Genomic DNA, 22,586 nt, shown 5'->3' on the forward strand with positions numbered 1-22,586 from the left:
CAATATGGACATTCTTCAAATTTGGATTTCAATACGACCTTAAAAATGGTTTCTTCTTTTTTTGACTCAACATCTAAACATTCAATATCTTCTTCGTTGATATTTAGTTGAGATGTGATAAACTTTTTCATAGGATTTAATCCTCCCTTCATAATTATTTTTCCTCACGAGAACAATAATAACATGAAGGGTTTTTTATAAAAAAAAGGGGCACCCACACACTAAGTAATGGTGCCTCAAAAAATACCACACATTAAGTAATAGTAATACCACACCCACACATTAAGAAAAAGCGCCTTTTTTTGTGGAATATAAAAAACCATTGGTCTGTGGGGGTCCAATGGTTTTTGCTTTACTTCTATGTAGGGGTTATGAATATTAAATGTGTAAAATCATTAATTATAAGAAAACATTGAGGGAATATGTTTAATATTCAATATCATAGAAGTTCTATCCACTCTCCTATATAAAGTGGTATTATTATCTTATCATAAATAAAAATACTTACACTTCATATGATTGAAAAAGTTAAAGTTTGGAAAAATCAAACATTTTTTTGGAAGAAATGCTACTCATTGAAGTGAGAAAGGATTCTATGCTACAAGAAATTTATCCGGATCAATTAGATAATAGTTTTAAACAAAAAGAGATACATGATGATGCTTGGGTTGTACAAGTAAGTAAACAAGGTTTGTTATCGAAAAAAGATGGAAAGTATGTTCGTTTTTATACATATAAGGAACTACAGGAAGCAAATATACATTTTAAGCAAATCGTCTATGGTTTTCAAATTGCTTCACATGATGTTTTCATAGGTTTGGATCGTACGATGATTGAAAATTATACATATACCCCATTACGTACTTTTATAGCTCAAAGCCAACAAGTCGTGAGTTATGCAGCAAGTAGTGCATATCATTTAGCACAATGGTATCGTCGATATCGGTATTGTGGACATTGTGGAAGTGCATTTCATCATTCGACAAGTGAACGTGCTTTAGTTTGTGAAGTATGTGGGAATATTGAATACCCAAGAATCAATCCAGCAGTTATTGTTGCTGTAATCAGTGGAGATCGACTCTTACTGACAAAGTATGCAGGTAGGGAATATGCACGTTTTGCCTTAGTTGCTGGTTTTGTTGAAATTGGTGAAACTGTAGAAGAGGCATGTCAAAGGGAAGTAAAAGAAGAAGTTGGAATCAACATTAAAAATCTTCGTTACTATAAAAGCCAACCATGGGGTGTTAGTGAATCGATATTGATGGGATTCTATGCTGAAGTGGATGGCGATACAAAAATTACGTTAGATGAAGAAGAACTTGCACTAGCCCAATGGTTGAAAGTTGATGAAATTGGTGATGACTTTTCAACAGATTCATTAACTGGTCAAATGATTCAAAATTTCAAGGATGGAAATCATTGAAATGTATCTGCTTTTCAATAAAACCATTGTGTGATTTTCTTGACTTATATAGGTAGAATCCTTACAATTTTCTTAAGAAAGTAGGTAGTGATGATAAACATAATAATTCTTATTGTTTTGGTTTTATTAAATGCGTTTTTCTCGGGTAGTGAGATTGCCTTAATCTCGTTAAATAAAAAGAAATTAAAGATTGAAGCAGAAGAAGGAAATAAAAAATCTGCAATGCTTTATCGTCTTGTGAATGTACCCAATCGCTTGTTGTCAGTAATCCAAGTTGGGGTTACATTATCTGGGTTTCTAAACTCAGCTCTTGCAAGTGACGCTTTTGCGGATAATCTAGTTGAGTTGATGCAAAATATGGGATTATCTTTGAATGCTGGGGCTATGCGTAGCATCTCTATGGCATTAATTACAATCATTTTATCGTTTGTAACTTTGATCTTTGGAGAACTCGTTCCAAAACGAATTGCGATGGCAAAGCCAACAACCTTTGCAAACGTCGTAGCAGTACCAATAAACCTTCTGTACAAGCTTTTCTTACCTTTTGTGTATGTATTATCGTTTTGTACAAATGGTGTCTTACGCTTGCTTAGAATTGACCCTAATAAGAGTGATGATTTAGTAAGTGAAGAAGAAATACGTTTGATGGTAGCAACAAGTAGCGAAGAAGGTGAAATTAATGTCACTGAGCGTGAAATGATTGATAACATCTTTGAGTTCAACGATACAGAAGTAAGTGAAGTAATGACACACCGTGTTGATGTTGAAGGTCTCGAAGTTCATGCAAGCTATAATGAAGTAATGGATTACTTTAAAGATTCACGCTTTACAAGAATTCCAGTGTATGATGAAACCTTAGATGATATTGTAGGATTATTACACGCAAAAGATTTACTTCGCTATGTATATGAAAAGCATGATGTAAAAACATTTGATTTACGTAACATTATTCAAGATGCAGTATTTGTGCCTGACTCACTAGCAATCGATAAATTATTCTACGATTTGAAAAAACGTCATAAACATATGGCAATTGTAATTGATGAATATGGTGGAACTGCAGGAATTGTCACAATGGAAGACTTAATTGAAGAAATCGTTGGTGAAGTATTTGATGAATACGATGATGTACCAGTTGAATATCGTAAAATTGGGGATCATACGTATTTGATGGAAGGTTCAATTGAACTTGATGAGGTAGAGAAAATTCTAAAGATTCAACTTCCAGTAGATGAATATGATACATTAAATGGGTTCCTTGTTTCTGAATTGGAACGTTTACCAGAAAAAGATGATAATGCATATATTGATTTTGCTGGATATCGTTTTACAATTACACAAGTTGATGAAAAAGTCATCAAGGAAGCAAAAGTAGAAAAACTAGATGAAGAAGAACTTGCTTTAGATAAAGAACAAGCAAAATAAGAATGTGAGGGTATGCAATTGGCAAACACAGAAACAATTAAAACAGAACAACTGCAAAAGATGAAACTGTATCTTTATGCATTGTCTGCAGCATGTATTATCATTTCAAGAATTATGAATTTAATCGATTGGAATCTTGGAATGAGTATCACAAGTGTGCTAGTTGCTATCACATTATTGATTGATGCATACAATTTTAAAAATCGAAAGCAATATGTGCATGCATTTTTAAATGGTGCACTTGCAATTGTTATTGTTGTAATGATTGTAATTTTGTGGATTATATTATAAACAAAAAAGAGGATGTAACGGTTAGTTTATTCATTAACAAAAGCGAAGATGCTGCAAAAGAACTAGCGAAAGAAATCGACGAAGTATTGTTACAAGATAATCAAGAATAAAAAAGGACGCCAATGTGGCGTCTTATTTTTTCGGGGAGGCGATTATCTCATTCGAATAGAAAAATGTATTAGTTGATAACCGCCCATTAGGTTTATGTCCGCGAAAAGGGAATTAATGCAGACATAAGATAATTCTATAAGATTTCATGAAGTTGGTCAAAGGGAAATTTCATACAAAAAATACAGCAAATTACTTATAAAATATGGTAGTTATAAAAACTATTTGTTAGAATTGTATTAATGTTTTCAATTTTATAAAATAATCTAGCAACATTTTTTTAATTAAAACATCCTTCTTCTGTAGAAAAGATTGCGTGTGCGTGAAAGGAAGGACAAAATGAACGAAAGGATAGATGTTTCAGTTGTACGAAGATTACAAAATGGGGATATGGGGGCTCTTGAAGAAATTTATAGTTTTTATAAGGGACCATTGTATTACTATGCATTATCGATTTTAAGAAATCCGGCTGATGCAGAAGAAGTGATGCAAGATGTAATTTGTACAGTTCAAACAAAGATTAATCAATTACGAAACTCAGAATCGTTTCATTTCTGGTTATTTAGTATTGCAGGAAATGAATGCAAAGGGAAGCTACGGGCAAAAGACAGGATTATTCAGCCAAACGAGGAACATAATATCGAGGATGTTGTAATAGCTCCTGATAGTCCTGAAAAAGAATTTGATGACTTGAATATATTAAATGTAATCCTAGCTTCATTTCAAAAACTGAGTGATACCTACAAGGAAACAGCAGAATTGCGGTTCCTTGGTGGATTATCAATGAAGGAGATTGCAGAGAAGTTAGATGTTTCTCCTAGTTTAGTTAAAAGTAGACTCTATGATATTCGACAATATGTTATGGCGGACTTAGAACAACAAGGATATAAGCCAGAAACATACTACAGTGTAGAAGCAGGACCGTTATTATTTGTTCAAATGCAGCAAAGCTATGAAGCGATGTCTACGGGAAAAGAAACAACTGAAATAGAGTTAACAGATTATTCGTTTCTACAAGGTGTTTTGCAGGGTGTTTGTCAGTTTGGAAGTCAAGCTGCTAGTGCAATCGGACAAGTATTGAATGCGATTGAATTTTCAAGCCTAGTTTTATCTAGTCTAACTGTTAGTGCACTTGTTTTACCATCGTTGTTTGGAATACATGATGAATGGTTAGTTAGTGGTTATGATATATTAACGAAACCGGCAGACATTTGTAGATTTGCGGAAGCAAACGCTTCTGACAATAAAGTCATCTATAAAAAGCCAAGTTATGCAAATATAATCGATGTAGTTAAATACTATCAAAATCCGATTGCAGGACCGTTAGAGGTTCGAGTCTATTTGGTAAATGGATATCAAAATGAAGATATCAGTATTTTATATGAGGATGAAAAACTCAATTATCAAGTAACGAATGAGTATCTATTATTCTATGCAAGTGTAAACGGACGATATGTCATAAATATTGGTAACGATAAGAAGTATTTTGATATCAACAATATTGATAACGATATCCCAGTTGTGACTTCGATGAACTATACAAAAGGAGTCATGCGATTTGAAATAAAAGAATCAAAGAACAAGATAGATTATAAAAAGTCGTACATATTATATAAGGATAAGAAAATTACTTTACCTAAGAGTAAAGTAATTCATGGAATATATGAGGATGTAATAGAAGTTGTGTTGGTTGATGATAAGGGGAATAAAAATACCTTTAGATTCAATATTTAAAAAACTATCCAACCTTTGAAGGATTACTAAATCCTTTAGGTGTATAGAAAAATGTGTGTGGAGGTATAGAGATGCAGTGGATTACGTAAATTTAACAAAAAGAAAAATTGAAAAAATGAAAAGTGAAAGTGTAAATATAAATGGAGGAAATTATGAATAAAGCAAAAAAGTATTTAATGATATGTTTAATTAGTGGTTTATTTTTAACTGGGACAGGATTTGCAGATGTAGAGCAACCTGTTGAAGATCCAAAAGAAATAACTGAAGTGACAGATGAAGTAGAAGTTACAGAAACAGAAGAAGAAACTGAAGAAGTAACTGTAGATGTAGAACAAATAGAAGAAGAGAAATCAGAACCAAAAGCAGCACTTGTTGCACCAGTTGCAACCGCAACGTTAAGTGCACCGATTACACCGGTGACTACTGCTGGGGAAACACGTACGATTACAGCTCAAGGAAATTGGGGTGTTGATTGGGTACTTTACGATGACGGAGAATTGGTGTTAAGTGAAGGAGAGTTAAGAGCGAGAGGTTCCAATGATACTGCTCCGGGTAATTTTGCGGCGTATAAAGATAGTATTGTGAAAATAACAGTTGATGATTTAGTAAACATTCAAGATGGAAAAAACCTATTCGGAAAGTACAAAGCCCTTGAAACCATAGAAGGCGGGACGAATTTTACTTTTATAGGAGCTGACATATCACTATATGAGATGTTTTATCAGTGCAATAGGTTAAGTAAGCTAGATGTGTCCGGATGGGATACAAAAAATGTAACAAATATGCATGGTATGTTCAACGGTTGTAGTAGTATTGCATCATTAGACGTATCTGGATGGGATACAAAAAACGTAACAAGTATGGGTTATATGTTTTCTTGGTGTAAAACTTTAGCAGCCGTAGATGTATCTGGATGGGATACAAAAAACGTAACAAACATGAATAGTATGTTTGATTATTGCCATGTTTTAACAGAGCTAGATGTATCTGAATGGGATACAGGAAACGTAACAAGTATGTCTTATATGTTCCAAAGGTGCGATGAGTTAGTGACATTAGATGTATCTGGATGGGATACAAAAAACGTAACAAATATGAACTATATGTTTACTAGTTGTGGTTTAAGAACCATAGATGTATCTAAATGGGATACAGGAAACGTAAAACACATGAGTAATATGTTTTCCTCAAGTGATTTCAAAGCGCTAGATTTGTCTGGATGGAATACAAAAAATGTAATAAATATGAAAGAAATGTTTAGAAATATGATTAGTCTAAGAACGCTAGATTTATCTGGATGGGATACAAGTAGTGTAATATATAAGGATTATATATTTAAAAATAATATGATTTATACAATCGCGTTGGGTGAAAATTCAATTTTTTCTGGATGGGACACACTGCTTACAGAAAATTGGATGTCACCTACTCCAAGTTGGCGTACTGAAAGATGGATAGGATTAACAACAGGAAACGTTTACAACGATTCTGATGAATTCATGGAAAATTATGATGGCTCAATTCCAGACACATACCAATGGGAATACTTGGTGAGTATTAATTTTGATTTAAATGGTGGAGATAGAAACCCATTAATATCAACCAAAACTATTAATCAATTATCTACAGTTTCATCAATTATAAAAGATATTCCAAATCCAACAAAGAAAGGACATGAATTTCTAGGGTGGGAAATAGTTGGTGATTTGGCATGGGACATGGAAACAACCACACCGCATGGCTATGCTTCTAGTAATGACTTGAATATAGAAGAAATGGCTACAACTCCAATTAATCTAAAGGCAAAATGGAAAGCTAAAGAATACAACATCATTTACAACTTAGATGGCGGTGAAAATGCAACAACTAACCCAACTGGATACACATATGGAGTTGGAGTAAAATCATTCGAAGAACCAACAAAAGAAGGGCACACATTCTTAGGTTGGTACAGTGATGCAGACTTCACAACAGAAGTAACATCTATTTCAGAGACACAATTAGAAGACGTAATATTATATGCAAAATGGAAAGCCAATGATTACACAATTAACTATGAATTAGACGGAGGGGCAAATACTTCAGAAAATCCACTAGGATACACCTTTGGTGTAGGGGTTAAAGCGTTTAAAGCACCAACAAAAGTAGGATTTACATTTGAAGGATGGTACAGTGATGCAGACTTCACAACAGAAGTGACAAATATTAGTGAAACACAGATGGAAGATGTAACTCTATACGCAAAATGGGAACTTAACCGTTATACCATCACATATGAACTAGACGGTGGAGAAAACCACAAAGATAACTCAGCAGGATTTGCATTTGGTGAAGGCGTAGAAAAACTAGAAGAACCAACAAAAGCTGGATACACATTCTTAGGATGGTTTGATGCACAAACTGGTGGAAATGAAGTAGTAAAAATCGCGAAAGAAAGAAACGAAGACATTACGCTTTATGCTCGCTGGAAACAAAACCCACAAGAACCAATAGTAAACCCAGATAAAGATAAAGAAAATCCAACTGAAAATACACCAAATGATAACAACACAGTAATTAATGCTGATGAAAGTGATAATGGAAGTACTACAGAAAATGTAGTAAACAACCCAAACGTAGCTCCAGAATTTAACGGTTCGACAGCAAACGTTTCTGGTTCTGTTCAAACAGGTGATGAAACCAACATTATGACTTTATACGTTTTATTAGGATTAGCATTATTAAGTGGTGGTATGATTACCAGAAGAAAACTGAAAAAATAGTATGGAAAAAGACTCAAAAATTTGTAATGTCATTAAGTTAAGAGTCTATCAACTAAGCAAAATTCTGGCTCTTTAAAAAAATAAGGGGTTTGAAGAAAATGCTTAAAATATCCGTGGGGTGCTTTTACCCCACGGATTATTGTATAAATAATACCCCCAGATAATCTGGGGGTCCCGATAGGCTTTAGCGGAGTGGTAACGAAAAAACCCTCCTGTATAATTGAGGTGCGGCATAGCAACTGCATCCAACAATAAATACAAGGAGGAAATGTCAATGAATAACAATGACGTACATAGTTTAGCACATAGCAAGTGGTGCTGCAAATACCATATCGTATGGGCACCGAAATACAGGAGGAAAGTATTTTACGATAGTAAAAGATTAGAAATAGGAAAAATAATAAGAGATCTTTGTGAATGGAAAGGTGTAAATATACTTGAAGCAGAAGTGTGTGTAGATCACATCCATGTATTAGTAGAAATTCCTCCGAAATATAGCATATCTGGATTTATGGGATATTTAAAAGGAAAAAGTAGTCAGATAATCTATGAGAAATGGGGAAATATGAAATTCAAATATCGAGGTCGCTCTTTCTGGTGTAGAGGATATTACGTTGATACGGTAGGGAAAAACACCAAGAAAATAACAGAATATATACAGAATCAACTGAAAGAGGACCGTGAGGCAGAACAATTAACAATGAATTTGAAAGATCCGTTTGGAAAGTAGCGTGCAAGACGCATAGGCGAAGCCAAATGAAATAAAACCCCTTTAGGGGTGGCTGTTGGAGGAGGGCTATGCCCGCACAGTAAAATACCACCGGCTAAGCCGGTGGATATTTATTTATAGCCTCAGTTTTGATTAGAATTATACCAGTTTGATTATGTTAACCTTTCTGGTTTTTCTTTTTGTATTTCCCTCGGTTTTTACCTGGTTTTTTGATTTCTTTTTTGTGCTTAGTTAAAGAAAACTTTTCGAATTGATTTTGTGAAAATATAATACGATTCCTCGCTCTGTCAAAGTTACGAAATCCATTTGCATTACTTAATATTTTCTTCACGTAGTTGTTCTTTCCTTCAATTGGACCATTGGACAATCTACGACCATTAATCCAAACGAAAGAGTTTAATATTTCTTTCTTCCAATTCATTAGGGTATTGGCACAGTAAGTGAACTCTTTGATATCAGAGGTTTCCATTGCTTCAATGATACTCTCAAGCTGTATTCTAGTTTTCTTTGCATTATGCGTAAGTTCTTCTTGATCATTGAATTGAATATACATTTCCTTTAGTTGATAGGCAACTCTTAGATCTACATCTATTTTTAAGATTTCTTCGAGTACTCGATTCTCATTTGTATGAAAGCCAAGAATCCTGTCATAGTAAAATGCATCTGAGTTAATATTGTCTCTATTCTTTAAAATGATTTTGTATCTATACTTTAATAACTTGTATTCCTTACTATCGTGAGTATCGTTGTATTTTCTCATGATACGTTTTCTTACGATATTTAGAGAATCATTAATTTTCTTCACAACGTGAAATGGGTCAACGCAAACAGATGCTTCTTTAAAGAATATACTAGCTAAATCACAATAGTTCTTATACATATCGATAATTACGTAATCAACGTTATTACGTTCCTCTCTTGGGATTGAATAAAAATAACTGTTTAAAAATTGAGTATGTCTAGACTCCAAAATATCTAAGATGATTTTCTTTTCAAAATCCATGATCATAAAGGCATATTTGTATTTAGAGTGGCTATTGAAATAGAACTCATCTAAACAAATAATTCTACTTAACTTCTTACGTGGTATTTGAACGTAACTATCAAACACGTCAACGACTTTTGATACAGATATATGATATCTTCTGGCAACATCAGAAAATGTTGAATTATATGGTCGCAAATCATTTAATATGCTTATAATTGAATAGGAAGATATTTTTGTTTGGTCCTTCAAAGTGAATGGGTTACTTTCAGTGAAGGAAGCACGGCAATGCTTACATAAATATCTTCTACAATTATAAAAAATTGTTGTTTCCCGATTCAGTAAAAATGAATGGGAAATTTTTCTTTTGGTGTAACCTTTGACATACATTGTTTCTTTATCGCATTTTGGACAGTAGTGAACTTTCTTTTTTAATGTTAACTCTAAGTTGAAATCCTCTAACGATTTAACTTCTTCTATTTGATCGTATGCCTCTTCAGAAAGAGCTAAAGCTTTCATTATAAATTTCTTCATTTGATTATTTCCTCCTCTTGTAAATGAAAATAACTGAGGCCAATAAAATCATAATAAAAAAATGGAGTAATAAATACCCCATAAATATTTTAAAGCGGACTATTTATTACCCCATGATTTATTTAAAGCCAGATTCGCCCCACGATTTTTTAATATACCAAATGTTTAAGGTGTTTTTATATGGTCACGCCAAAACAACAAAAAAAGGAGGCTGATAAACCTCCATAGATCATAAGCTAATCTATTTCGTTACAGCCCCTTTTTATTCATTGATGCCTATTTACTCATTTCCAAACACGTTACGTGTTTCACTTGGAACGAATGCAGTGATTTCATCGTTGTCAAATCCAACTACGAAACTATCGTGATCAAGTAGAATTGGTCTTTTTAAGACGGTAGGATTCTCTTGAATAAAGTTTACTAAGTCGTTGACTGTTAAATCATCGATGTCCTTTCCTAATGTTTTAAATGCTTTTGAACGGGTAGAGATGATGTCATCAGTTCCATTCGGGCATCTTTGTAGCAAATACTTGATCTCTTCCTTGTTAAGCAGCGTACTTTGAATATTCTTTTCCACGAAATTCAAATTGTTCTCCTTTAACCAAGCTTTCGCTTTGATTGCACTTGTACAACCAAAAGATGTGTACATTAAAATCATATCTTCCTATTACTCCTTTCCTTTTCCCTACACTTATAATACCATAACCATTCTTTTAATTCCTACCAGTTTTACCGAATTTTAAACCAATTTTAACCAATTCTTAACAATATACACGAATTATATGCAAATTATATGAATCTTCCGAAAAAAGACGTTAAAATCGCCAATTCTTTGATAAAACTTATACCTACTATTTTGCTTGGGTTATGTGATAATTCAGTGTATATCTACCAAAAAATAGATGGATTACAGATGAAGGAAGGATACCTATTTTGTCGTAAACATCATCGTTTGACAGAAAGGACATCAATTCTCTACAATTGGTCAAAATCTTCACACAAATTTCCATAAAGAATTGATATTGTACCCACTTGACGACAGTATTATATGTGTATACAAACGTTACACCCGTTTGTTGAAGTATCGACATAATCCTAGATACTTCATTATATTCTCCCTTTTAAATAATTAAAAAATAAAGAGCTCGGCGGCTCTTTATTTTTTGTGTTTGGGCATACGTTTTTTCAAACGTTTTATGTATGGTATAATGAATAGCGTTTGGAGGTACTTATGTCAAAAAGAATGAAGAAGTTTTTATCCTATTATAAACCTTATAAAAAAATCTTTTTTACTGATATGTTTTGCGCCTTTGTCGCTAGTGCAGTTACTTTAGTATTCCCATTGATGACGCGTTATGTTGCCAATGATGTACTAGGTAGTGGTGGCTCTATCGAAATGGATGCAATTGCAGTTTTTGCGGGGGTATTTTTAGTACTCGTGATTATTGAATATGTATGTAATTACTATGTAGCATATCGTGGGCACGTAATGGGTGCATTTATGGAAGCAGATATGCGTAATGAATTATTTCAACATTACCAAAAGTTAAGTTTTAGCTTTTATGATGATCAAAAAGTTGGACAATTGATGACACGATTAACCAATGATTTATTCTCACTTACAGAATTATATCACCATGGTCCAGAAGATATCGTTATTTCATTTATTCGTATTGTGGGAGCCTTTGCAATCCTATTAGCGATTCATGTTCCATTAACTTTGATCATGTTTGCTTTAATTCCGTTTATGATTATTTTTGCGATTTACTATAATAAGCAAATGAAACGAGCATTTAAAGCCAATCGTCAAAAAATTGGAGATATCAATGCACGTATTGAAGATAGTTTATCTGGAATTCGTGTAGTAAAAAGTTTTGCCAATGAAGAAGCGGAGATGAATCGATTCTCTCATGAAAATAGTTTATGGATTGATACAAAACGTAACTCATATCATAAGATGGGTCGTTTCCATGCTGGAATTGGCGCATTTATCTCAATGCTGAGTGTCATCATTATTATTGGTGGTGCATATTTCATTAGCATTGGGGAAATGAATGCAGGAGACTTGATTGCTTACCTATTATATATATCAAATCTAACCGATCCAATTAAACGTTTAATTAACTTTACAGAAACTTTCCAAGATGGGGTCAGTGGATTTGAACGCTTTATGGAATTATTAGAAATTCATCCAGATATTGAAGATGCACCGAATGCAATTGAATTAAAGGATGTAAAAGGAAATGTAGATTTTGAACATGTATACTTCCGTTATAATGAGAAAAGTGATTATGTACTGCGTGATGTAAACTTACAAGTACAAGCTGGTGAATACATTGCCTTGGTTGGGCAAAGTGGGGCAGGAAAAACAACGATGTGTTCCTTGATTCCACGTTTCTATGAATTAAGTGATGGAGTGATTCGTATTGATGGAATATCAAATCGTGATGTTACATTATCCTCTTTACGGAATCATATTGGAGTTGTACAACAAGATGTCTACTTATTTGCAGGAACAATTATGGATAATATTGCCTATGGAAATCCAAATGCAAGTGAAGAAGATATTATCCGTGCAGCTAAACAAGCCAATGCGCATGATTTCATTGTTGAATTAGAAGATGGGTATGATACAGATATTGGATCTCGTGGAGTCAAACTATCCGGAGGACAAAAACAAAGAATTTCGATTGCCCGTGTTTTCTTGAAAAATCCATCAATTCTTATTTTTGATGAAGCAACAAGTGCTTTAGATAATGAAAGTGAAAAAGTTGTTCAAGAATCACTGGAACAACTAGCAAAAAATAGAACGACATTTGTGATTGCGCACCGTTTAACTACAATTAAAAATGCACAACGCATTGTAGTCTTAGGTGAATCTGGAATTGATGAAGTAGGAAGTCATGATGAATTACTCGCTAAAAATGGTGAATATGCAAAATTGTATGAAATGCAATTTAGATAAGGAATAAACCATGGAAAATAAACCGAAAAAAGAAGCACTAACAAGTCAAAGACGTGACGCGATTTTAGATGATTTAAAACATACAACACAACCACTTAACGCAACAAAACTTGCGCAAAAGTATGGAGTATCAAGACAAATCATCGTTGGTGATATCGCGATACTTAAAGCTAGACAAGAACCAATTGTGGCAAGTGTCAAAGGATATCTATACTTACGTGAACATGACGAGTATTATACGATTGCATGTAAACACGAAGAATCACAAACTGGTGATGAACTTTCTTTGATTGTTGATCAAGGTGGAATCATTGTGAATGTAATTGTTGATCATCCATTATATGGTGAACTAATTGGTCAACTGGATATCCATTCACGTTATGATGTAAAAGCATTTGTGGAAAAAAGTAAAAGCTTAGGTGCTCGTAACTTAAGTGAATTAAATGATGGCGTCCATTTACATACGATTCAATGTCCAAATGAGGAAACATTTGAACGGATTAAAAACGTATTGCGCGAACATCATTATTTATACGAATAGAGAGAATGCGATATGACGTAAGAAAAATTACGCATGTCGCTTTTTTTGTGCATGGTCATATCAAAAACATAGTATAATACAACTATGAGATTACAACAGATCAAAGAACATACCATGATTTTAGCACCATCCTATTTACACAAACAATTACGTAGTGATTTACTCAAGCAGACAAATGGCTTAGCAAACGTAAGTATTATGAGTGTGGATACGTATCTAGCAAGTTTACTAAGGAATAACTATGATGCATATCCATATCAATGTTACTTAGCGATGCAAGATTTAGCACTTACGTATTTTGCGGGTGTAAAAGATAATACCGACTTCATAAACGAAGTCGTTCAATTTGTGGATGATGTAAATTTCTATGGTATAGATGCAAATCAATTAAAAGAAAGTGATGTCTATTTAAAAGAATTGAAAGACATTGTTTTTAACTTGCTAACAATACCAAGTGCAAGCAAGGAACAACGGGAACGATTGTATGCTCTTGATGATGCATCAAATATCGTAATTATCGATGACTTTGCAAATGAAAGACATCGATACATTTATGATGTACTCCAACAAAAAGGAGCAACACATATTGCCCCAAATCTTGTTCAACCAAACAAGGAATTTTACTATGTCTTAAATAAGAAAGAAGAATGTGAAGCTGTGGCACGTTATATCATTGGACATGATATTGATGTGAGTAAAGCAAAAATGACATTGTTAGATACATCGTATCAACCATTTATTGAACAGATATTTGATCGTTACCATATTCCGTATTCATTTCAAAGTTTACGTAAGAAAAATCGTATGATTTTTTCATTCACGAGTTTACTTGCGTATTATCTACAACCAGATAGTGAACATTTAGCTGCCTTATTTGAAACAGAGGTTTTTGTTCATCCAAAGGCACAAGCATTTGTAAATTATGTGCAAAGCTTTCAGTGTACACTTGAGGATAGTTTTACACGCATGGAAGATCATGTTGATGCTGCTCACAATACCATTGATGCAAATACGCGCGAAGCATTCAAAAAATTGGAACTTGATGCACGTGAAGTAAAAACTGAAGTATATGAGAAGCTAAAATATTTACTATCATGTTTTTTGCAAGAAGCAATTGTATACATTGAACAACTTGTGGTAGATAATAGTAGTTTTACAAGTATTGAAGATGTGCAAACCATTCGTCAAATTCGTAAAGAAATTAAAATTAGCTACACCTATATAAATGAAAAAACAATTTCGTTATTTATTGAGCGCTTAGAAGCATTGCAACTCAAGCAATCCAAAGAAATGTTAGGCTTACAAATTGGTGAACTTACACAGCCGACAAAAGAGATGGACTACCATTTTGTACTAGGTGCTACGGCCAATCATTTTCCTGGATTTGTTGCTAAGAGTGGCTTGTTTTCAGAAAACTATATTAAACATACCGACTATCCAAGTTTAGAAAGTCGTTATGAATTTCATGTACAACAAGCAATCGATTCTTTACAGACAAGTCAAAATCTTATCGTATTTTATGCAACCAGTGGACTTGATGGAAAGGTTCAACAACCTTCACTAGAAATAGAAACACTGATGCAACAACAAGCAAAACCATATCCATTACCATTTGCATATCAAATGTATCAAGTTGATACAAACTTACAACCAACATATGCAAAAGCATTATTTCAAAAAGATGGAATGTATATGGGTTCAGTATCCGCTTTTGAAATGTATGCAAACTGTCCATATAAGTATTTCTTGCGTCATGGTTTAAAAATCTATGAAGAAGCAAAAAATCCATTAGATAACTCAACGACAGGTACACTCATGCACTATATTTATGAGTCGCTTACTTCACAAATGGGAAAAAACTATGCTAGTGCATCATGTGCAGAAGTTGCGCATTTGATAGCTAGAGAAAGTAAAGCACTTGCAGATGTATATGTGCAAAATGCAAAACAACTACAAATGAGTCAAGAACGCTTATTACAATCCCTTATGCAAAACCTGGCATATTTAGAAATGTTTGAAGAAACAAGTCATTTAGTACCCACTGCTTTTGAGTATGAATTTTATGCAACCATTCCAACAACTCACGCAAACGTAAAATTGCATGGATATATTGACCGTTTGGATATGAACCGCGATTTTGTAAGTGTCATTGACTATAAAAGTAGTGCAAAGAAACTAGATTTAAAAGAAGTACGTAAAGGTATGAAACTTCAACTTCCTACATACTTATATGTGGCACATCATGAATTCCAACGTCGTCCAGTTGGTGCATACTACTATAGCTTACAAAATGGAAAACAAGCTGCATACTATGCAAAGATGAACCGAGGAAAACTAATCGAACAAAGCGAAGAAGGTCGTAAGCAAAACTTTGAGAAAACAAAGAAATTATCTGGTTGGACCACATCTACAGATTTCCAAGTGATGGATCAGGATGAACGTTTTATTGATGGCATTGCAAGAAAGAAAGATGGAAGTTTTAGTGCATCAACAAAGATTTATAATATTGAGGCAGTTGAAACCTTATTAAAAGCAAATTTAGAACGAATTGTGGACAACTTAATGCAAGCCAATATTCGCATTGAACCAGTTAGTTGTGCATACTGTAAATATCAAGATATTTGTCATAACCGCAAAGATGGATATGAAAGAGATATGTTAGATGTCGATCAAGATATCTACTTAGTTGGAAAGTTAAAGGAGGAAAGTCAGTGAGTCTAAATCAAGAACAACAACGTGCAGTTGCTGCTAGAAATACGAATATTCTTGTATCTGCAAGTGCTGGTGCTGGAAAAACAAAAGTTTTGATTGAACGACTCATGTCTTTAATCACACAAGATAAAGTAGAAGTTAGTGAAATACTTGCTATGACTTTTACAGAAGCGGCAGCAGCAGAGATGAAAAAGCGACTTGCAGCATCTCTATCAAGTACGTACGAACAAACAAAGGATCCATTTCTAAAAGCGCAACTGGCAAATTTAGAAAGTGCAAACATCTCAACAATTCATGGATTTTGTTTGCGTATTTTAAAAGAATATTACTACATGATTGATCTACCTAAAAAACGTGTCAATCATCCATTAGATGAACAACAAGCAAGTATGCTAAAAACAAATGCACTAGAAAGTGTACTAGCATATGCCTACCAACAACCATGGTTTCCAAGCTTCGTGGAAGTTTTTAGTGATCGACCAGAATCATTAGGAACTTTGGAAGCATCCATCAATCAATATGCAAATGTGGTAAATGCAAAAGCAGATCCACAAGCATATATAAAACACTGTATGGATTACTACAAACCTATTGATACAATTGCACAGTTACCTAAAGATATTCAACACTATTTCTTTCAAGGAATCGAACTAGAACTAGATGTACTTATTGATGCACTAACACAAGTAGAATTTGAATATAGTGATGAAAGTAATCTTGTAAAAGAAGAACGTTACCAGAAAGCAAAGGCTGCCATTCTTGCACGTGATTATGAAAGTTATCGTGCAGTATTAAAAGCAACGGTGCAACTAAAAAGTCCAGCCAAAACCAAAAGTGCATATTATACGACAATTGCAGAAGTGGAAGATCGTTTACTGCAACAAGCATTTAGTGAAAAAGAGTATGTGAGTTTCCATAATGCAAATGTTGAAGTAATGCATCACTTTATTGAGTTAACCCAAATGTTTCTTGCGCATTATGAAAAAGAAAAGCAAGAATACGAGTGTATTGATTTCTCGGATATGGAACACTATGCAATTGCTATACTACAAGCAAAAGGTGGGCATGTCGCAAATCTTTTAAAGCAACAGTTTAAAACGATCATGGTAGATGAATTCCAAGATAGTAATGATGTTCAAGATACACTAATTAAACTCATTGCGAAAGAGGATAATGTCTTCCGTGTTGGTGATATTAAACAATCTATTTATGGATTTCGTAATGCTTCACCAGAAATTATGAAAGGCTTTATCGATACACCTGATGCAAAAAATGAAGTGATTTTCTTTAAGTACAATTATCGTAGTAAAGAAAGTATTGTAGAGTTTACCAATCAATACTTCAAGGCACTGATGAATATTGAAGGACTTTCTTCATCTTATGAAAGTGATGATGTTGTTAGTGTGGGTCGTGACCAACAAAAGGAAAATAATGTACCTGTGCAAATTCACATTATTGATAAGAACTTAAAGAAATCAGATGCATGGGCAGAAACACCAAATGATTTAACGACTTCATATATTGCTAATCAAATTCTAAAAATAAAAGCAGAAAAAGGATATGCATTTAAAGACTTCGCGATTTTAGTTCGTGGCAATGCTAAAATGAAAAGCATTAACGAAGAATTAAGTGAACTAGGAATTCCATGTTTTTATGCAAATGCAGAAGACTTCTATAAAAATGTAAGTATTACATCCGTTATTTCTTTTGTTAAGGCGTTGGTGAATATGCATGATGATCATAATTTTATTGCTTTATGTACATCTTGTTTCTATCAAATTCCTGCAAATGATCTAGCAAAAGCAAAACTAGAAAAAGCTGAAGATAGTAGTTATGCAACGTATTTTGAAAATGATGAACGACTTGCATCTTTCTATGAATTACGTGAACACATTTACAAACAACCTGTTTCAAAAGTGATGAAAAGCATCTATGATATTAACGATTTCTATATGTCGTATACGACGTTACAAGATAAAGCAAACTTGGATTTACTTTATGAAATTGTATGTCAGAAAGAACAAGAAGAGGCAATGGGAATTCAGGGCTTCTTACGTTATATTGAGCAAGTACAAAATCTAAAAGTACCAGAAGCATTTCCATTAGGTGAAGGAGATGATGTCGTTCGTTTGATGACGATACATAAATCCAAAGGATTGGAATTTAAAGTTGTCTTCTTAGTAAGCTCACAAAACAAGAATGCACAATCCAATTTTCTAGCAACAGATGATGAACTTGGAATTGCAGTTGACTATGTGGATGCCAAAAACTATCAGATTTATAATGATATTAGTAAAATTGCAATTAAGAATAAACAGTATCTTAATTCACTTGAAGAAGAACTACGTGTTTTGTATGTTGCTATTACGCGAGCGGAGTGTGAGATGCATGTTGTAGGAACGGGAAATGAAACCGAAATACTTGATGCAAACTTCCAGAACTTCTACAATACCAAAGGGTTTATATGGTGGATGCGTATGGGGTTACATGATGTTGATGCATCGTTATACCACATTGAGTATGTTGATGAAGTGTGGACAAATCAAACACAAGAAACAAAGAAAATGGAATACACGCAAACATATTACGATAAACAAGCAAGTGAAGTTGTATTTGCTTCACCAAGTGATAGTGAAACATTTGTGCAAAAACCACAGCCATTCTCTTTACAAGAGGATGTCGGCTTTGAAAGAGGGAGCAATCTTCACCGTATGGTAGAAGTCTTACCTAATACAACTTGGGATGATGCATTGCTAACACAAGTAGCAAATGCAGAAGCGATTACATTGCATGCACATGATATGCAAGTCTTACAAAAACTACAAAATGAGCAGTTGTATCAGCAAGCATCAAGTTTTCATGAAGTGTATCATGAGTTTGCATTTATGGTTAAAGATGATCAAGAAATCATGCATGGATATATGGATTATCTTGCAATTGATGAAACCGATGTAATTATGATTGATTTTAAAAGTGATCGTGGAGTAGATGAACAAGTTTTATACACAAGATATCACCAACAAATCAAAGCTTACCAAAAAGCATTACATATTTTATATCCAACGAAAAATATTCAAACGTATATTTATGCATTTGAATTAGCAAAAATGATTTTAATTAAGTAAAAAAGTGTCACATCCATTTGGATGTGACACTTTTGTTAGTCTACTGATTTTAATGCTTGTAGCATATCTTCTTTACGTAGTTTTTGATTAACAAAGATACCAAGAATAAAGGTAACTGTGGCAACTAAGATGATTGAGACAATAAATCCCATCAGACCAGTTGTTGGATCAAACATTACGTCTTCAGGTGGAACAACATTCAAGATATATAAGTGGAGCAATCGACCAAAGATAAATCCAGTCAAAATACCAAGAATGGTTAATGTAATTGTTTCTCGATAAATATACATGGTAACTTCTTTATCATAGAATCCAAGAACTTTAATCGTTGACAATTCACGAATTCGTTCAGAGATATTGATGTTTGTGAGGTTGTAGAGAATGACAACAGCCAATAATGAAGCAACAATAATTAATACAGTCATAATCATATCTAAAGCATTTACAATTGTATCAATTTGGGTGATCAAAGTTGTGTTTTGCACGATTCCTTTAACCCCAGGTAAATCCATAAATACTGCTGCTTGTGTATTTGCATTAGTAATTGAGCGATTATGCAAACTTACAAAGTATGCGTTATCGGTATAGTCTTGGTTGAATACTTGTTCATAGGTAGTTTCATTCATGAATGCAAAGTGTCCCATATACATCTCACAAATTCCACCAACTTTCATTTCATAGCTATTGTTGTTTGCATCTTGCATAACAATAGTATCACCAATACTAACATCAAATGATTTTGCAAGACGTTCACTGATTATGATACTTCCATCTTCTAGTGAGATTTTTTCTTTCCCCTTACGTTCTTCCAAGGTAATGTAATTACTTAATTTTGCAGTGTCACTTGGGACAAGAAGTTTAACATCTTGCTTATCACCTGAGGTATTTGGTGTGACATGTAATTCACTATAATGAATTGGCATACTATATTTGATAGCCTCATTACGTAATTGTTTTTCTAAGTTATCGCTTTGTGCTTGTTGGATCGTTGGATCTTTTGCGATGATCATATCATAGGTGATAATCTCACCAAATTGATGATCTCCAATCCCAGAAATTGAGTGTTGCATACCAAATCCTGCAAATAACATCGTTACTGCACCACAAACACCAAAGATGGTCATAAATGCACGTTTTTTATAGCGGAAGAGATTTCTTGCAGTGACTTTGTGTGTAAAACTTAAACGTGACCACAAAGGACGAATTCTTTCTAGTAGAATTTTACTGCCCGCTTTTGGGGATTTTGGTTGTAAAAGTATGCTTGGACGATTTTTTAGTTCACGACTTGCCACCATATATGCTGGTAGTACTGCACTAAGTAAAGAAAGAATTAGTGCAATCAAACTAATGGTGAAGTAAAAGTGGAACTCAATAGGTGGAACTGTAAAGCCAACACTGTACGCTTTATAAACGATAGCAGGTAATAGTGTGTGTCCAAGAATGGTACCGATGAAGGTTCCAATCGTTCCAGCAAGTAAACCATAAACTGTGAATTTTTTACGAATGTCCTTGTTTTCATAACCAAGTGCTTTTAATGTTCCTAGATTGATTCGATCTTCATCAACAAATCGTGTCATGGTAGTAAATGTTACCAATGCAGCCACAAAGTATAAAAAGATGGGAAATACATTTGCTAAACTATCCACAATTGTGGCAATACTTCCATAGATTTTATATCCTTGCGAACCAGGAGCTTCTTTTCTTGATTGAATTGCATATGCTGGTAACTCTAAAGAATCTAAACTATCTTCGTATTGCGAGAGTTTTGATTTTGCATTAGCAAGTTCTTTTTCGATATCACTGCGTTTTTCATCAAATTCCGCTTGCTTGCTTTGATAAGTTGTTTTACTTTCTTGCAAAGTTGCACTTGCTTGAGTAAGTTGATTTGCACCTTCTGTTTTCTTTGTTTCAAAACCTGCTTCTTGATTTTGTAGTTCGATTTGTCCTTGCTGAAGCTGCACTTCACCAGCACGAATTTGACGATCTGCTTGCTCTAACTGCACTTTCGCATTTTCAATCGCTGTTGTGGCTTGTGTAAGTTGTTGCGTGTAGGCTGTTAGATTTGCTTGGACAACTTGTAAGGTAGCACTTGCTTCTGCTTTTTGCTGGTCGGTAGCAGTAGGATCATTGATCACAGCTTGTAAAGTTGTTTCTTGTTGCTTCAATGAAGTAATGGCAGCTTCTAATTGCGGTTTGCTTTCGTTATATGTTTGCAATTTTGCTTGATAGGTTGTCAGATTGTTTTGATAGGCATTTTTAGCCTGTGTTAATGTAGTTTCGCTTTGTCTAAGAGTATTTCTAGCATCATTGAGTTTTACTTGTCCATCTTGAATGGCTTGATTGTACATCGCTTGTTTGTTTGCTAGTTCGAGTTCACCTTGTTCAATTTGCAGCTTTGCATTTGCCAATTGTTCTTTTGTGTTATCAAATGTTTGTTGCGCATCTAGAAGGTTTTTATTTCCTTCATCAAGTTGCCTTTGAACATCTGCTTTAACTGATTGCAAACGGAGTTTTGGTTGGTCAGCTAGTAACTCATTTAGTTCTTCTTTGTGTTTGAGTAATCTAGTAGCATAAGTATCACTATAGGGGTCTACACTAGCAATATCCTCATACGTAAGTCGAGCGATCATAAATATATCACTATCAAATGCTTCAGTTGAAATGACTGCGTAGTGTGATAAATCTCCGGTACCAGCTGTAGATGCACCTTGATTTACATTAGATATAATTTCTGTTGAATTTACAAAACCAACAATGGTAAAAGTGTGCGTGTTTAATGTAGTGTTTCCACTTAAGTCTTTTTTCTCATGAAATGAAATGGAATCACCAATTGCATAGTCCTTTTTTAAGTTTTCTTGTAATGCGATTTCCTTTTTGCTTTTTGGCAAACGTCCTTCTTTTACATCGAATGTTGAGATACGTTCTGTTTTAGAAAATAATCGAACTGCTGTATGTTCGTTTTTAATAGTCACATCTTTTAAGTATCCATATTCAATATCTTTGGCGGATGCTTGATTGATGATATTTACATCTTCTTGATTTAATCCATAGTCTGCAATAATCGATAAATCTGCAGTATGATGGTCTTGGAAATAATTGCTTCCAGTCACTCGCATATCAGGACCAGTTACTTTGAGTCCAACAAGAGCGAATGAACCTAATGCCATCAAACAAACGATGGAGAAGAAACGACTCTTTGATTTTTTGAAAGAGCGAAAGATTTCTTTACGTAATGCTAATTTCTTCATTGA

At 33.9% G+C, this 22,586-nt stretch carries 14 protein-coding genes; 11 read left to right on the forward strand and 3 right to left on the reverse strand.

From position 1 onward, the window contains the following. The first annotated feature begins 595 nt into the window (after positions 1 to 595). The 7 genes from nudC (at position 596) to tnpA (ending at position 8,473) form a co-directional block, all read left to right on the forward strand. Positions 596 to 1,423 (forward strand): NAD(+) diphosphatase, encoded by an 828-nt coding sequence (gene nudC / locus EDD63_RS05985; protein ID WP_166667562.1) that lies wholly within the window; start codon positions 596 to 598, stop codon positions 1,421 to 1,423. Positions 1,424 to 1,513: 90 nt separating this feature from the next. Further along, on the forward strand, positions 1,514 to 2,848 hold the full coding sequence (locus EDD63_RS05990) for a hemolysin family protein (protein ID WP_134169476.1): 1,335 nt from the start codon (positions 1,514 to 1,516) through the stop codon (positions 2,846 to 2,848). An 18-nt stretch (positions 2,849 to 2,866) separates the two neighbouring features. After that, positions 2,867 to 3,139: a hypothetical protein gene (locus EDD63_RS05995; RefSeq protein WP_134169478.1), complete on the forward strand. Its 273-nt coding sequence runs from the start codon at positions 2,867 to 2,869 to the stop codon at positions 3,137 to 3,139. Then, on the forward strand, positions 3,124 to 3,249 hold the full coding sequence (locus tag EDD63_RS11710; protein ID WP_279586078.1) for a hypothetical protein: 126 nt from the start codon (positions 3,124 to 3,126) through the stop codon (positions 3,247 to 3,249). Before EDD63_RS05995 ends, EDD63_RS11710 begins: the two co-directional genes overlap by 16 nt. Positions 3,250 to 3,586: 337 nt before the next feature. Next, a complete protein-coding gene (locus EDD63_RS06000; RefSeq protein ID WP_134169480.1) occupies positions 3,587 to 4,981 on the forward strand; it encodes an RNA polymerase sigma factor in 1,395 nt (464 codons plus the stop codon). A gap of 152 nt (positions 4,982 to 5,133) precedes the next feature. After that, positions 5,134 to 7,743: a BspA family leucine-rich repeat surface protein gene (locus EDD63_RS06005; protein WP_166667563.1), complete on the forward strand. Its 2,610-nt coding sequence runs from the start codon at positions 5,134 to 5,136 to the stop codon at positions 7,741 to 7,743. A gap of 274 nt (positions 7,744 to 8,017) precedes the next feature. Beyond that, positions 8,018 to 8,473, forward strand: coding sequence for an IS200/IS605 family transposase (gene tnpA, locus EDD63_RS06010; protein WP_134169484.1), 456 nt, complete (start codon positions 8,018 to 8,020; stop codon positions 8,471 to 8,473). A 157-nt stretch (positions 8,474 to 8,630) separates the two neighbouring features. Here the strand turns inward: tnpA and EDD63_RS06015 are convergent, their stop codons facing one another. Together EDD63_RS06015 and EDD63_RS06020 are read right to left on the reverse strand one after the other, a co-directional pair. Next, positions 8,631 to 9,992, reverse strand: coding sequence for an ISL3 family transposase (locus tag EDD63_RS06015; protein WP_134169486.1), 1,362 nt, complete (start codon positions 9,990 to 9,992; stop codon positions 8,631 to 8,633). Between the two features lie 280 nt (positions 9,993 to 10,272). After that, positions 10,273 to 10,650 (reverse strand): Spx/MgsR family RNA polymerase-binding regulatory protein, encoded by a 378-nt coding sequence (locus EDD63_RS06020; RefSeq protein WP_134169488.1) that lies wholly within the window; start codon positions 10,648 to 10,650, stop codon positions 10,273 to 10,275. A 573-nt stretch (positions 10,651 to 11,223) separates the two neighbouring features. On the opposite strand from EDD63_RS06020, the gene EDD63_RS06025 reads away from it, so the two are divergent. The 4 genes from EDD63_RS06025 (at position 11,224) to EDD63_RS06040 (ending at position 19,335) form a co-directional block, all read left to right on the forward strand. Then, a complete protein-coding gene (locus tag EDD63_RS06025) occupies positions 11,224 to 12,957 on the forward strand; it encodes an ABC transporter ATP-binding protein (RefSeq protein WP_134169490.1) in 1,734 nt (577 codons plus the stop codon). 10 nt (positions 12,958 to 12,967) lie between these two features. After that, complete coding sequence (locus tag EDD63_RS06030; RefSeq protein WP_134169492.1) at positions 12,968 to 13,498, forward strand: transcription repressor NadR; 531 nt, start codon at positions 12,968 to 12,970, stop codon at positions 13,496 to 13,498. An 84-nt stretch (positions 13,499 to 13,582) separates the two neighbouring features. After that, complete coding sequence (locus tag EDD63_RS06035) at positions 13,583 to 16,213, forward strand: PD-(D/E)XK nuclease family protein (RefSeq protein WP_134169494.1); 2,631 nt, start codon at positions 13,583 to 13,585, stop codon at positions 16,211 to 16,213. Beyond that, positions 16,210 to 19,335 (forward strand): UvrD-helicase domain-containing protein, encoded by a 3,126-nt coding sequence (locus EDD63_RS06040; RefSeq protein ID WP_134169496.1) that lies wholly within the window; start codon positions 16,210 to 16,212, stop codon positions 19,333 to 19,335. Before EDD63_RS06035 ends, EDD63_RS06040 begins: the two co-directional genes overlap by 4 nt. A 35-nt stretch (positions 19,336 to 19,370) precedes the next feature. On the opposite strand, the gene EDD63_RS06045 is transcribed toward EDD63_RS06040, so the two are convergent. Beyond that, entirely contained in the window at positions 19,371 to 22,583 is a 3,213-nt protein-coding gene (locus tag EDD63_RS06045; RefSeq protein ID WP_134169498.1) for an FtsX-like permease family protein, read from the reverse strand. Positions 22,584 to 22,586 lie beyond the last annotated feature (3 nt).

It is taken from the genome of Breznakia blatticola, assembly GCF_004365815.1.
Lineage (GTDB): Bacteria > Bacillota_I > Bacilli_A > Erysipelotrichales > Erysipelotrichaceae > Breznakia > Breznakia blatticola.

What these genes read in the sequence shown, in the direction of transcription:
- tnpA (WP_134169484.1), top strand. Translation starts at nt 8,018, where the DNA reads ATGAATAACAATGACGTACATAGTTTAGCACATAGCAAGTGGTGCTGC.
- EDD63_RS06015 (WP_134169486.1), bottom strand. Translation starts at nt 9,992, where the DNA reads ATGAAGAAATTTATAATGAAAGCTTTAGCTCTTTCTGAAGAGGCATAC.
- nudC (WP_166667562.1), top strand. Translation starts at nt 596, where the DNA reads ATGCTACAAGAAATTTATCCGGATCAATTAGATAATAGTTTTAAACAA.
- EDD63_RS06045 (WP_134169498.1), bottom strand. Translation starts at nt 22,583, where the DNA reads ATGAAGAAATTAGCATTACGTAAAGAAATCTTTCGCTCTTTCAAAAAA.
- EDD63_RS06020 (WP_134169488.1), bottom strand. Translation starts at nt 10,650, where the DNA reads ATGATTTTAATGTACACATCTTTTGGTTGTACAAGTGCAATCAAAGCG.
- EDD63_RS06030 (WP_134169492.1), top strand. Translation starts at nt 12,968, where the DNA reads ATGGAAAATAAACCGAAAAAAGAAGCACTAACAAGTCAAAGACGTGAC.
- EDD63_RS05990 (WP_134169476.1), top strand. Translation starts at nt 1,514, where the DNA reads ATGATAAACATAATAATTCTTATTGTTTTGGTTTTATTAAATGCGTTT.
- EDD63_RS06025 (WP_134169490.1), top strand. Translation starts at nt 11,224, where the DNA reads ATGTCAAAAAGAATGAAGAAGTTTTTATCCTATTATAAACCTTATAAA.
- EDD63_RS06035 (WP_134169494.1), top strand. Translation starts at nt 13,583, where the DNA reads ATGAGATTACAACAGATCAAAGAACATACCATGATTTTAGCACCATCC.
- EDD63_RS06005 (WP_166667563.1), top strand. Translation starts at nt 5,134, where the DNA reads ATGAATAAAGCAAAAAAGTATTTAATGATATGTTTAATTAGTGGTTTA.
- EDD63_RS06000 (WP_134169480.1), top strand. Translation starts at nt 3,587, where the DNA reads ATGAACGAAAGGATAGATGTTTCAGTTGTACGAAGATTACAAAATGGG.